Genomic DNA, 11564 nt, shown 5'->3' with positions numbered 1-11564 from the left:
TCGGTCTCCTCCTTCTACTTACGCTTCCTCGTCGACTCCCTTTTCAAGCGCTTTCCACGCGAGCGTGGCGCACTTGATGCGAGCCGGAAACTTTGAGACGCCAGACAACGCTTCGATGTCGCCTAGGTCGAACGTGTCTGTATCGTAGTCTTTCCCTTGGACCATCTCCGAGAAGATATTGGCCAATTGGAGTGCCTCGTCAACAGACTTGCCCTTCACGATTTGAGTCATCATCGATGCCGAGGCGAGACTGATCGAACAGCCTTCCCCTTCAAACTTGGCATCTTTCACGATTCCATCCTCAACTTGGAGTTGGAGTCGGAGTGAATCCCCGCATGTCGGGTTGTTCAAGTCGATCGTCACGCCATCTTCGATGACGCCACGGTTTCTTGGGTTTTTATAATGATCCATGATGACCTGTCGGTACAACATGTCGAGATTGTTAAAACTCATAATTGAAATACTCCTTCGTTTGACGTAGCCCTTCGATGAAGCGGTCGACTTCTTCTTTCGTATTGTACAAGTAGAAGCTCGCTCGGGCTGTCGATGATTGCTTCAGGAGACGCATGAGCGGCTGAGCACAATGGTGGCCGGCCCGGACCGCAATGCCTTGCATATCCAAGACGGTCGCTAAGTCGTGGGCGTGCACGTCACCTAAGTTGAACGTGACGAGTCCGACCCGTTCCTCTGGCCCGAAGATTTGGATACCTTCGATCGTCCGCATCTGTTCGATGGCGTACGTCGCAAGCGCCCGTTCGTGGGCTTCGACGTTCTCGAGACCGAGGTCTTCTAAAAAGTCGATGGCCGCTGCCAAACCGACGGCGCCGGCGATGATCGGCGTCCCTGCTTCGAACCGGTACGGGATGTCTTTCCATGTCGACTCATACAAGTCGACGTAATCGATCATCTCCCCACCGAATTCGACCGGCTCCATGTTTTTAAGCAACTGTTTCTTCCCGTATAAGACCCCAATCCCGGTCGGACCGAGCATCTTATGGCCTGAAAAGGCGAGGAAGTCGCAGTCGAGTGCTTGCACGTCAAGTTTACGGTGCGGTGCGCTTTGCGCCGCATCGACGACCATGACCGCGCCTTTCTCGTGGGCGAGTTTCGCCACGTCGGCGATCGGGTTGATCGTGCCGAGCACGTTCGAGACGTGACTCATGGCAACGATTTTCGTCCGGTCCGACAAGACGGCACGGACCGCGTCGAGCGTGACTCGACCGTCCGGCGTCAATTCGACGTAACGGAGTTTGGCCCCTTTACGCTTGGCGAGCTGTTGCCACGGAATCAAGTTGGCGTGATGCTCCATCGGCGTGAGGACGATTTCGTCCCCTGCTTCGACGTTGGCATCCCCGTAGCTTGACGCGACGAGGTTAATCGCCGTCGTCGTCCCGCGTGTGAAGATGATTTCTTCCGGGACGGCGGCGTTGATGAATGAACGGACGCGCTCCCGCGCCCCTTCATACGCATCCGTCGCGTGCGTCCCGAGCGTATGGACGCCCCGGTGCACGTTCGAGTGGATGCGGCGATAGTAATCCTCGATCGCCTCGATGACAGCAAGCGGTTTTTGGGAGCTCGCCGCGCTGTCGAGATAGACGAGCGGATGACCGTTGATTTCCTGATCTAAAATCGGGAACTGTTTACGAATCGAGGCATCGATCATCTTAACGTACTTTCCCTTCGATGACTTCACGGAGACGGTCTTTGACCGACTCGATCGCGAGTTGCTCGACGACCGGGTTCAAGAATCCGTGAATGATCAAACGTTCGGCTTCTTTACGCGACAGACCGCGGCTCATCAAGTAGTAGAGCTGCACGTCGTCGACGCGTCCGACCGAAGCGGCGTGACCGGCCATGACGTCGTCCTCATCGATGAGGAGAATCGGGTTCGCGTCGCCACGTGCCTTTTCAGACAACATGAGGACACGTTCCGTTTGAACGCCGTTCGATTTCGAAGCGCCATGGTGAATCATCGATGTCCCGCTGAAGATGGCCGTGGCCGAGTCTTTTTGGACACCGTGAATCAAGATGAACCCTTCTGACGACTTCCCGAAATGGTCCGTCCGGATGTTGAAGTTTTGTTTCTGTGCGCCACGACCGACCGTGACGGCTTTCGTGTCTGAGAACGTGTTGTCTCCGACGAGGTGTGTCTTCGTCTCGACGAGCGAGTTGCCGTCATTCATGTGACCGAGCGCCCATTCAAGGCGTGCGTTCTCATAGACGACACCACGGCGGTTCATGAACGAGAGGGCCGACTCAGCAAGCTGATCGACGCCACCGAAGACGACTTTCGCGTTCGCGGCTGCGAACACTTCTGTCACGGCGTTGACCGTGTGCGGCTCGTTCGTGTTCGAGAGGAAGCTCTCGACATACGTCACTTCACTGCCTTCGTCCGCGACGATGATCGTGTGGTGATAGAGCGCGCCGTTCGCTTGTTCCATCGTGAAGATGGCTTGGAGCGGGTCTTTCAACTGGACGTTCTTCGGTACGTATAGGAACGCACCACCGTTCATGAGGGCAGCGTTCAACGCAGACAAACGTTCTTCGTCCACGCGGACACCTTCCGTCATGAAGTACTTCTCGACGAGGTCCGGATGTTGTTCCATCGCTTCGTTGATGCCCATGAAGAGGACACCTTCTGGCGTCGCGAGTTCGTTGTAGACGACATGACCGTTGCGTTCAACGAGCACGTTTGTACGGTGGTCTCCAAGAAGTGCTTCGATTTCAGGCGTCAAGCCGTCGTGCTTCGTGAGCTCGACGTCTCCAGAGACGAAGTCCCATTTATCAATCTTGATCTTTTCAACTTTTGGCAAGGCGAGAGTCGGCGCAAGTTCTGCTGCTTCTTTGCGACGGTTGACCATAAATGCCGGTCCACCGAGCGCCTCTGCACGTGCCGCTACTGCTTGTGCATCCAATTCAAATTGTACGGTCATCGTACAGCCTCCTTACGCTTCTGTGTCTACTGTCATTCCAAGATCTTGCTTCACCCAGTCGTAACCTTCTGCTTCGAGTCGTTGTGCAAGCTCTTTGCCACCTGACATGACGATTTTACCGTCCATCATGATGTGAACAAAGTCTGGCTCGATGTAGTTGAGGAGACGTTGATAGTGCGTGATGATCAAGCAGCCGAACTCTTCTGAGCGCATTTCGTTGACGCCTTTGGCGACGACTTTGAGCGCATCGATGTCGAGACCTGAGTCAATTTCATCGAGGATGGCGATGTTCGGTTTAATCATCATCATTTGAAGAATCTCGTTACGTTTTTTCTCTCCGCCTGAGAAGCCTTCGTTCAAATAGCGGTGTGCCATTTCTGAAGGGATTTCGAGGACGTCCATCTTCGCATCGAGTTCACGGATGAACTTCATGAGTGAGATTTCTTGTCCTTCTTCGCGGCGTGAGTTGATTGCTGAACGCAAGAAATCGGCATTCGTGACACCACTGATTTCAGCAGGATACTGCATCGCGAGGAACATTCCGGCTTGCGCGCGCTCGTCAACTTCCATGTCGAGTACGTCTTCGCCGTTCAAATCGACGCTTCCGCCTGTTACTTCATACAATGGATGTCCCATAAGTGCCGATGCGAGTGTAGATTTACCCGTCCCGTTAGGACCCATGATGGCGTGAATTTCGCCACCTTTAATTTCAAGATTAAGACCTTTGACGATCTCTTTTCCTTCGATTGAGACGCGGAGGTCATCAATTTTCATGTGTGGTACGTTAGACATTCGGATACCCCTTCCGTTTTCTCGCCATTTTTGGCGTAGATTAGATATATTCTAATCTTAATCTAGGCAATTTTTTATTTCAAGCGACTCACCTTATTATTCATTCTCAATAAAACTTAAATGTTGAGAATGAGAATATCGGGAAATCAAGACTTTATCCAACTTTTTCCTCGATTAAGGCCAAACTTGCTTTCCGTTCTTTCAAGGCGCCGGCGAAGAAGAAGGCGCCGCAAGCCGTCAACACGGCCAAGCTTCCAAACACTGGCAACGCGGCGTTATCAAACCCATCGAGCAACACCCCGCCGATGACAGGGCCGATCGTCTGACCGAGCGCCGTCAACCCCATCGCCCCGAAATACGTCCCGCGCAGGTGAGCCGGTGCCAATTCGTCCGTCAATACGTCCGTCATCGTGAACATGAGCACCTCACCGATTGTGAAGATGACCATCGCGATGAACAACACCCACGTCTCGGTCGCAAAACCGATGAGCAGGAGCCCCGTCGACAGCGTCCCGACGCCGAAAAAGAGTGACTTGATCGGCGACACGCGAATCCCGAAGCGCATGATCGGATATTGGACGATGAGGACGGTGATCGCATTGACCGTCAATAGATAGGCGAACAAACGTGAGCCATCGCTGAAGCCGTCATGGAACGCGATGAACTGCGGCAACGTCGCATTGAACTGACTATAGCCGATGATGGCGAAAATCATCCCGATGATGACGTAGCGGAACGTCTTATCTTGTTGTAACACACGGAACGTCTCCGTCAAGCGCGGCCGGACTTTGACGCCGTCCCCTTCCTCGAACGGATATTTCCGGAACAACGTCGAAATGACAAGACCGTATAACACATAGACGCCCGTGACAACGAAGAAGGCGCTCTTCGCCCCGGTGAGCGACAACACGACCGCGAGCAATGGACCAATCGCCGCCGCGATATTGATTAAAAAGTAGCGGACATTGTAGACGATGACGCGCTGGTCCGGTTGCGTCGTGTCGCTGATAAGCGCGCGGGACGCCGGTTCGAGGAACGACCGTGACACGCCCATAAGTACCGAGAACATGTAAAACCAAAATAATTCCGTCACGAGCGCGAACCCGCTGAACGTGATCGCATTCAAGGCGATCCCGATGAGCATCAACTGTTTGCGCCCATAGCGGTCAGACAGCGTGCCCCCAAAAAAGCTCATGAATAACCCCGATAACGCCGAGATGGCGAACACCGTCCCGATGACACTCGCCGAGAAGCCAAGCGTCGCAAGATAAATCGCAAAAAACGGCATAACAAAAAATGTCGACAGCCGGGCAAAAAATGTACCAAATAAGACACCCAGCGTCAGCGGATGAATGTGTCGTATGTTCATCCGGATCCCCCCTTTTTCTACATATATGTAGTGTACTTCTATTGGTGCGCCAAAACTACTCCAAACAAAAAAGGCCCGGGATGTCCCGAGCCTTGACGACAATTATTATTTGACCGGTACGACTGCGCCTTTGTATTCGTCCAAGATCCACTGTTGTGTCTCTTCTGACGTGAGGACTTCAAGGAGTGCCTTGACGCGCTCATCATCTTCGTCGCCTTCACGTGTGACGATCAAGTTGACGTAAGGTGAGTCTTCGCCTTCAAGGGCGATCGCGTCTTCGAGCGGGTTGAGGCCGGCATCGATCGCGTAGTTCGTGTTGATGAGGACCGCGTCCCCTTCACCGTTGTTGAACGCTTGCGGGAGAAGTGCCGCTTCAACGTCCGTCTTGAACTCCAAGTTTTTCGGGTTGTCGACGATGTCTGAAACCGTCGCGTCCGTCGTCTTGCCTTCTGCAAGCGTGAGTAAGCCTTCTGATTGGAGCATCGTGAGGATTCGGCCGTGGTCAGCGACTGACGAACTCATGATGATTTCAGCGCCTTCTGGCAACTCATCGAGTGATTTGTAGTCTTGTGAGTAGACACCAATCGGCTCGATGTGGACGCCGCCGGCTGATGCGAATTTGTAGTCTTTATTCTCAGCCATTTGCGACTCGAGGTACGGCTCGTGTTGGAAGTAGTTCGCGTCGAGTTCGCCGTCCGCGAGCGTTTTGTTCGGGAGGACGTAGTCTTGGAACTTCTTGATTTCGAGCGTATAGCCCTTCTCTTCGTAGTCGTCTTGAATGTGCTCTAAAATCTCAGCGTGCGGGACGTTTGACGCACCGACGACGAGCGTCTTGTCATCGCCCGAACCTGATTCTGAATCTCCGCCGCAAGCTGCGAGAATCGTAAGTGCTGAAGCTGCTGTCAATCCGAGTACTGTTTTCCATGATTTCATTATAAAACCCCTCCAAATTTTCTATTTAGATCAAGCGGAACGCTTGTCAATTACTGATACGAGTCGATCGCCGATGAACTGGATGACGAAGACGATAACCAAGATTAAGACGGTCGCGACGAACGTGACGTCACTCTGTGAACGCTGGAACCCTTCGAGGAACGCCAAGTTCCCGAGTCCCCCGCCCCCGACGACCCCTGCCATCGCCGTATAACCGACGATTGCGACGATCGTGACCGTGATGCCTGACACGATGGCCGGCAATGCTTCTGGGAACAACACTTTATAGACGATTTGCCATTTTGTCGCACCCATCGATTCAGCCGCCTCGATGACGCCGCGGTCGACTTCGCGAAGGGCGAGCTCGACCATCCGCGCATAGAACGGAGCCGCACCGATAATGAGCGCCGGCAACGCTGCCGTCGACCCGAGCATCGTCCCGACGACGAGTAACGTGAACGGGATGAGCAAGATGATCAAAATGATGAACGGAATCGACCGGAACACGTTGACGATTGCGCTGATGACCGTGTAAATCGGACGGTTTTTCATCATGAGCGGTTCGTTCGTGACGTATAAGAGCATCCCGAGGGCGAGACCGATGACGAACGTCGCGGCTCCGGCGACGAGCGTCATATAGAGCGTCTCCCACGTCTGTTCTAACATGACTTGCCAATCTACATTAGGAAACATCGCTTTCTACCTCCACTTCCACTGCCTGCGACCGGATTGAGGCGATGGCCCGCTCGACTTCAGCCGGCTCTCCGATCAATTGGATGAATAATGTCCCGAGGGCACCGACTTGTGACTGCGTCACGTTTCCGCCGATGATGTTGAAGCCGATATCATGTTGCTTCAACACTTCTGACAGAATCGGTTGCTCGGCCGTCTCGTTCAAGAATTTGAGCTTGACGATTTGACCGCTCGGATAACGCGCTTTCAAGTGCTCGAACGTGAGCGACATGTCTTCGACCGCGCCGATCTGTTTGACGAACTCTTTCGTGATCGGCTGTTCCGGATGTTGGAACACCTCGGCGACTTGTCCGGTCTCGACGACCTTCCCGGCCTCCATGACGGCGACGCGGTGGCAAATCTTTTGGATGACGTGCATCTCATGGGTGATGAGGACGATCGTCAATCCGAGCTTTTTATTGATGCTGACGAGCAGTTCGAGAATCGAATCGGTCGTCTTCGGGTCGAGTGCGCTCGTCGCTTCATCGCAGAGGAGCACTTCTGGATTCGTAGCGAGCGCACGGGCTATCCCGACTCGCTGCTTTTGACCGCCCGATAGTTGCGACGGATAGCTGTCTTCCCGTCCGCCTAAGCCGACGAGTTCGACAAGTTCTTGGACGCGGCGTTTGCGTTCGCTGGCCGGTACCCCGATGAGCTCGAGCGGGAAGCTGATGTTTTCAGCGACCGTGCGTGACCATAATAGGTTGAAGTGTTGGAACACCATCGAGACGTTTTTACGTACCCCGCGTAGTTCCTTCGGCGTGAGCTTCGTCAGCTCGCTGCCGGCGACCACGATTTCACCGCTAGACGGTGCCTCGAGTCGGTTGAGCAAGCGGATGAGCGTCGACTTCCCCGCCCCTGAATATCCGATTATTCCAAAAATTTCGCCGCTTTCGATGGTAAGCGACACATCATCGACCGCCTGGACCCGACCGTTTTTCGTATCGAACCATTTGGCCACATTGCGTAGTTGAATCAATCCATTTCCCTCCTGACAACAAAAAAAGTACGCACGTTTGAGCAAACGTGCGTACTTTATCGGTACGGACAACGATTGCTCTCATCTTCCAAGGTTTACACCTTGCTGGAATTAGCACCATTTCGGATTGCTCCGCGGTTGCTGGGCGTCATAGGGCCAGTCCCTCAGCCTCTCTTGATAAGAGTGGTTGCGTATTTGATTAGCTTTATCATAGCGACACATTATTTTCATGTCAAACTATTTTTTTCAGACAAATTAAAAAAAGGTGCCATCCGAGGATGACACAGAACGTAGCACCTTGAGTCACTGAAGGACAACCCATAGATGAACCTCTTTTGCCCGATCAGAGCATTCATCCTTATATGGGGGATTTTACCCAATCATCACTCGGTCTTCGAACGGACCATGCAATTACGCGACCGGTGCCCCGACGCTTGATTTTTTTGGGGGACAATCGAAGGGAAGGTCCACCTGAAATCGCGTAAGCTCATGCAACGGTTGTTCGAAAACGTCTTGCTGACGGGAAAATCTCGACCTATGTTGTGTTCAAGTAAGATGTTGTAATGAATATATCATTCGTGAACTTTCTGTGTCAACTGATTATTTAAAATTTTCAGATTATTCTAATCATCCTATCTCATTTGACGAAAGATAGGACGTGCTGGACGTTTTGAAACGCATACAAACGATCGCGAACTTGGCCATTTTCCAGCTTCAATAGCGCCGGGACGCTCATGACTTGATACGCCTCGAGCTCGTTCGGGATAAAGTTGGCATCGCGCTTTTCAATCTGGAGTTCGGGGTCGACGGCCTCGACGACCGAGAGCATCCGCTCGGCCACGGCGCATGTACCGCACATTGGGGCGTATATATATAAGAATCCGTCAGTAATCATTGTTCTCACCTCTCTTCTAAGTATATGAATCCGGGCCGGTCTGTTCAAAAGTTGTGCTCAAATGGAAAATTCTGAACATTTCAACATTTTGTATTGACGCTCGCTAGAAAGAGGCATAGTATGGTCATTAACTTTATTGCTTTTGTACATAACAGCATACCAGTAGAAAAGGACAGGTGAATCCCCAATGACGGAAGAGAAGCTTACCGGAAAACAGTTTTTGATGAACGTCTTGAACGGCCTCAGTCTTGCCATCCTCATCGCCCTCATCCCGAGCGCCTTGCTCGGTGAATTAACGAAAGCCATCTTACCTTATGTTCCGTCACTGCAGTTCATCTTAGATGCGACGACAATTGCGATGCGTCTCTTACCGGTCATCATCGGTGTCGCCGTCGCCATGCAGTTCGGACGCTCGGCACTCGAGGCCGGCACGATCGGCATCGCGACCCAAGTCGGGAGCGGCGCCATCCGCATCGAAGAAGGGGCGTTCCTCATGGCTGGAATCGGTGACGTCATCACGGCCGGTGTGACGGCCGCTCTCGCGACGTTCCTCGTCATGCAGTTGTCGCCACGCTTGAAGACGTACACGGTACTCGTCTTACCGATGACGGTCATCGTCGTCGCCGGAGGGATCGGGGCGTTCCTACTCACTTACATCTCACAAATCACAACATACGTCGGGACGATCATTATGACGATGACGGAACTGCAGCCGATTGTGATGGGCATGTTGATCGCGATGGCGTTCTCGCTCATCATCGTCTCGCCGATCTCGACGGTCGGCATCGCCACAGCGATCAGCCTGTCTGGTGTCGCGGCCGGGGCCGCCAACCTAGGGGTCGTCGCCGCCGGTTTCGGTCTCGCCATCGCCGGCTGGCAGATGAACGCGACGGGAACGTCGATCGCCCACTTCCTCGGGTCACCGAAGATTCAAATGGCGAACTTCGTCCGTCGTCCGATCATGATGTTGCCGGTACTCGCCAATGCGGCCATCCTCGGAGCGCTCGCAGGCATCCTTCGGATCGAAGGCACGCCGATCAGTGCCGGTTTCGGCGTCTCCGGCCTCATCGGTCCAATCAACGCCTTGCATTTGATGCCGGGGGGCTTCGCGCTCTGGAACGTCATGCTCGTCATCGTCTTGTTCGGACTCATCCCGGTGACGCTCGGAATCATCTTCTACCGCCTGTTCAACCGGACGTCGCTCATCCAGCCTGATCATTACCGCCTCGATTTCGAATGAACAAAAAAGCCCGGCTTCTCGTGAAGAGAAACCGGGTTTTGTTTAGCCTTGAATCATCGCTTCGTATTCTTCGGCTGACATGAGTTTGTCGACGTCTGACGCGTCGTTCAACTCGACTTCGATCATCCAAGCGCCTTCGAACGGTGCTTCGTTGACGAGTTCTGGTGAATCGGCGAGTGATTCGTTCACCGCTGTGATTTTCCCAGAGATTGGAGCGTACAACTCTGACACGGTTTTGACCGACTCGACCGAACCGAACGGCTCATCAAGTAAAATCGTGCCGCCGACTTCAGGAAGTTCGACAAAGACGATATCCCCTAGTTCGCTTTGTGCGAAATCCGTGATCCCGATGCGGGCCACGCTTCCGTTCACTTCAACCCATTCGTGCTCTTTTGAATAACGTAGATTGGCAGGTACTTTGCTCATCTTAACTTCCCCCTCAAATGAATTAGACTCACACGAGTATTATAGCACTTCGCCCCAAACGTCTGTAAACGACTTTTCTGAAAATCCGACAGTTGATTTTTGACCATCTGTCACGATTGGACGCTTTAAAAGCATACCATTGCTCGCGAGAAGCTCGAGTTGTTCGTCTTCTGATAAATTTGGCAGTTGATCTTTGATGCCTTCGTTTCGATATACTTGGCCGCTCGTATTGAAGAATTTTTTGAGCGGGAGACCCGACTGTTTCCATAGTTCGGCCAGTTCATCTTTCGACGGTGTCGCCTCGACGATATGGACGTATGTATACTCGACGTCGTTCTCTTTCAACCACTTCTCTGCTTTTTTACACGTACTGCATGGCGGATAGCCATATAGTGTCACCATGTTCATCACCTCTTCTATAAATGTAGCACATTCCGAACCGACCATTCACGCTTCAAGCAAACGCTCAATCTCTCGCTTCAACGACGCGTTCACCGGATGACGCGCCTCGATATAACCGAGAATCGCAGCTGCCGCCTCTACGGAACGCCCATAGCCTAATACCCCTTGCTCAAGGAGCCTAGTCACGTCAGGATGCTTCGTCTCGACGCGTCGCGTCGGATTGAACGGATCACTCATCTCCCCATGTGCCTTCAGCACGTTATTGATTGCTGCGACTTGAATGAGTTCAAAACCTGCAAGTCGCTCGCTACGTCGTTCCCGGAGCAATCCGACGTATAGGTTCGTCAGCGCCTCTTCATAGCAATACGCGGCGTTAGGGACGTCTGTGACGACGTTAGGCGTCGCGAAGGCGTGGAGCGCCTCGTCCCGCTCCCAGACGACACGGCCTGGCGTGTAGGCGATGCCAGGCATCTCAACGACTTCAAACACGGCGAACTCACCATAAATACCGTCCTCATACATGACCTTATGTCCGTCTTTCGTATTTTGGAACTGATACGCCAGCGGTTCGACGGCGAGCCAATCCAAATTGTCGATAAAGCGGGCCTTATGTCCGTCCTCGACAATCAAAAAGAAATCAAGGTCCGAATAATCATCGAGCCGGTCCGTCTCGAGCCCGATCGAACCGAGCGCGAGGAGCATGAGTGTGCCGTCATGCGCTGCGACCGAGCGGCCGATTTGATCCATCCGTTCTAACAATTCCTTACGTCTCATCTACTTCGCCTCCCTCCGTCCATTGTACGGTGTCGGCAAGGCAAAAAGAAAGGGCCGACCGCGTCCGGTCCACCCTTTCTCTCGCTTGC

The 11564-nt window shown here is 53.1% G+C and carries 13 protein-coding genes and 1 riboswitch; of the genes, 1 reads left to right on the top strand and 12 read right to left on the bottom strand.

All coding sequences use genetic code 11. The annotated features are described in order from the left end of the window. Positions 1-18: 18 nt before the first annotated feature. The 9 genes from sufU to KNP75_RS03990 form a co-directional block, all read right to left on the bottom strand. The gene (sufU, locus tag KNP75_RS04030) at positions 19-453 is read right to left on the bottom strand and encodes a Fe-S cluster assembly sulfur transfer protein SufU (protein ID WP_034778441.1); all 435 of its coding nucleotides are present in this window, start codon (positions 451-453) and stop codon (positions 19-21) included. Next, positions 443-1663 carry a cysteine desulfurase gene (locus KNP75_RS04025; protein WP_034778443.1) on the bottom strand — a complete coding sequence of 407 codons (1221 nt, stop codon included), beginning with the start codon at positions 1661-1663 and terminating at the stop codon, positions 443-445. The genes sufU and KNP75_RS04025 overlap by 11 nt, the downstream gene beginning before the upstream one ends. 1 nt (position 1664) lies before the next feature. Beyond that, on the bottom strand, positions 1665-2933 hold the full coding sequence (gene sufD / locus KNP75_RS04020) for a Fe-S cluster assembly protein SufD (protein ID WP_034778444.1): 1269 nt from the start codon (positions 2931-2933) through the stop codon (positions 1665-1667). Between the two features lie 12 nt (positions 2934-2945). Next, positions 2946-3707, bottom strand: coding sequence for a Fe-S cluster assembly ATPase SufC (gene sufC / locus KNP75_RS04015; protein ID WP_114166887.1), 762 nt, complete (start codon positions 3705-3707; stop codon positions 2946-2948). Positions 3708-3879: 172 nt separating this feature from the next. Then, positions 3880-5094 carry an MDR family MFS transporter gene (locus KNP75_RS04010; protein WP_034778450.1) on the bottom strand — a complete coding sequence of 405 codons (1215 nt, stop codon included), beginning with the start codon at positions 5092-5094 and terminating at the stop codon, positions 3880-3882. A 105-nt stretch (positions 5095-5199) separates the two neighbouring features. Continuing rightward, the gene (locus KNP75_RS04005) at positions 5200-6027 is read right to left on the bottom strand and encodes a MetQ/NlpA family ABC transporter substrate-binding protein (protein WP_034778453.1); all 828 of its coding nucleotides are present in this window, start codon (positions 6025-6027) and stop codon (positions 5200-5202) included. Positions 6028-6057: 30 nt separating this feature from the next. Next, complete coding sequence (locus KNP75_RS04000) at positions 6058-6720, bottom strand: methionine ABC transporter permease (RefSeq protein ID WP_034778455.1); 663 nt, start codon at positions 6718-6720, stop codon at positions 6058-6060. Next, positions 6710-7738 (bottom strand): methionine ABC transporter ATP-binding protein, encoded by a 1029-nt coding sequence (locus tag KNP75_RS03995; RefSeq protein ID WP_034778457.1) that lies wholly within the window; start codon positions 7736-7738, stop codon positions 6710-6712. Before KNP75_RS03995 ends, KNP75_RS04000 begins: the two co-directional genes overlap by 11 nt. A 78-nt stretch (positions 7739-7816) precedes the next feature. Continuing rightward, a riboswitch (SAM riboswitch) is annotated at positions 7817-7922 on the bottom strand. 453 nt (positions 7923-8375) lie between these two features. Next, positions 8376-8633, bottom strand: coding sequence for a thioredoxin family protein (locus tag KNP75_RS03990; RefSeq protein WP_138859103.1), 258 nt, complete (start codon positions 8631-8633; stop codon positions 8376-8378). A 187-nt stretch (positions 8634-8820) separates the two neighbouring features. Between KNP75_RS03990 and KNP75_RS03985 the strand changes: the two genes are divergently transcribed. Continuing rightward, positions 8821-9873: a PTS sugar transporter subunit IIC gene (locus tag KNP75_RS03985; protein ID WP_215189922.1), complete on the top strand. Its 1053-nt coding sequence runs from the start codon at positions 8821-8823 to the stop codon at positions 9871-9873. A gap of 42 nt (positions 9874-9915) precedes the next feature. Here KNP75_RS03985 and gcvH read toward each other — a convergent pair whose 3' ends face one another. Genes gcvH through KNP75_RS03970 form a run of 3 tightly spaced genes read right to left on the bottom strand, consistent with a single transcriptional unit; the run spans position 9916 to position 11475 of the window. Then, positions 9916-10299, bottom strand: a complete 384-nt coding sequence (gene gcvH, locus KNP75_RS03980; RefSeq protein ID WP_021065488.1) for a glycine cleavage system protein GcvH — start codon at positions 10297-10299, stop codon at positions 9916-9918. A gap of 39 nt (positions 10300-10338) precedes the next feature. Further along, positions 10339-10701: an arsenate reductase family protein gene (locus KNP75_RS03975; RefSeq protein WP_034778464.1), complete on the bottom strand. Its 363-nt coding sequence runs from the start codon at positions 10699-10701 to the stop codon at positions 10339-10341. A gap of 45 nt (positions 10702-10746) precedes the next feature. Further along, the gene (locus KNP75_RS03970; protein WP_215189921.1) at positions 10747-11475 is read right to left on the bottom strand and encodes a hypothetical protein; all 729 of its coding nucleotides are present in this window, start codon (positions 11473-11475) and stop codon (positions 10747-10749) included. Positions 11476-11564: the final 89 nt, after the last annotated feature.

It is taken from the genome of Exiguobacterium sp. s6 (assembly GCF_018618155.1).
Lineage (GTDB): Bacteria > Bacillota > Bacilli > Exiguobacteriales > Exiguobacteriaceae > Exiguobacterium > Exiguobacterium mexicanum_A.
Note: the sequence above shows the minus strand (reverse complement) of the source record. Positions and strands in the feature narration are given on the sequence as shown.

What these genes read in the sequence shown, in the direction of transcription:
- KNP75_RS04025 (WP_034778443.1), bottom strand. Translation starts at nt 1,663, where the DNA reads ATGATCGATGCCTCGATTCGTAAACAGTTCCCGATTTTAGATCAGGAA.
- gcvH (WP_021065488.1), bottom strand. Translation starts at nt 10,299, where the DNA reads ATGAGCAAAGTACCTGCCAATCTACGTTATTCAAAAGAGCACGAATGG.
- KNP75_RS04010 (WP_034778450.1), bottom strand. Translation starts at nt 5,094, where the DNA reads ATGAACATACGACACATTCATCCGCTGACGCTGGGTGTCTTATTTGGT.
- KNP75_RS03975 (WP_034778464.1), bottom strand. Translation starts at nt 10,701, where the DNA reads ATGGTGACACTATATGGCTATCCGCCATGCAGTACGTGTAAAAAAGCA.
- KNP75_RS03970 (WP_215189921.1), bottom strand. Translation starts at nt 11,475, where the DNA reads ATGAGACGTAAGGAATTGTTAGAACGGATGGATCAAATCGGCCGCTCG.
- KNP75_RS03990 (WP_138859103.1), bottom strand. Translation starts at nt 8,633, where the DNA reads ATGATTACTGACGGATTCTTATATATATACGCCCCAATGTGCGGTACA.
- sufC (WP_114166887.1), bottom strand. Translation starts at nt 3,707, where the DNA reads ATGAAAATTGATGACCTCCGCGTCTCAATCGAAGGAAAAGAGATCGTC.
- KNP75_RS04005 (WP_034778453.1), bottom strand. Translation starts at nt 6,027, where the DNA reads ATGAAATCATGGAAAACAGTACTCGGATTGACAGCAGCTTCAGCACTT.
- KNP75_RS03985 (WP_215189922.1), top strand. Translation starts at nt 8,821, where the DNA reads ATGACGGAAGAGAAGCTTACCGGAAAACAGTTTTTGATGAACGTCTTG.
- KNP75_RS04000 (WP_034778455.1), bottom strand. Translation starts at nt 6,720, where the DNA reads ATGTTTCCTAATGTAGATTGGCAAGTCATGTTAGAACAGACGTGGGAG.
- sufU (WP_034778441.1), bottom strand. Translation starts at nt 453, where the DNA reads ATGAGTTTTAACAATCTCGACATGTTGTACCGACAGGTCATCATGGAT.
- sufD (WP_034778444.1), bottom strand. Translation starts at nt 2,933, where the DNA reads ATGACCGTACAATTTGAATTGGATGCACAAGCAGTAGCGGCACGTGCA.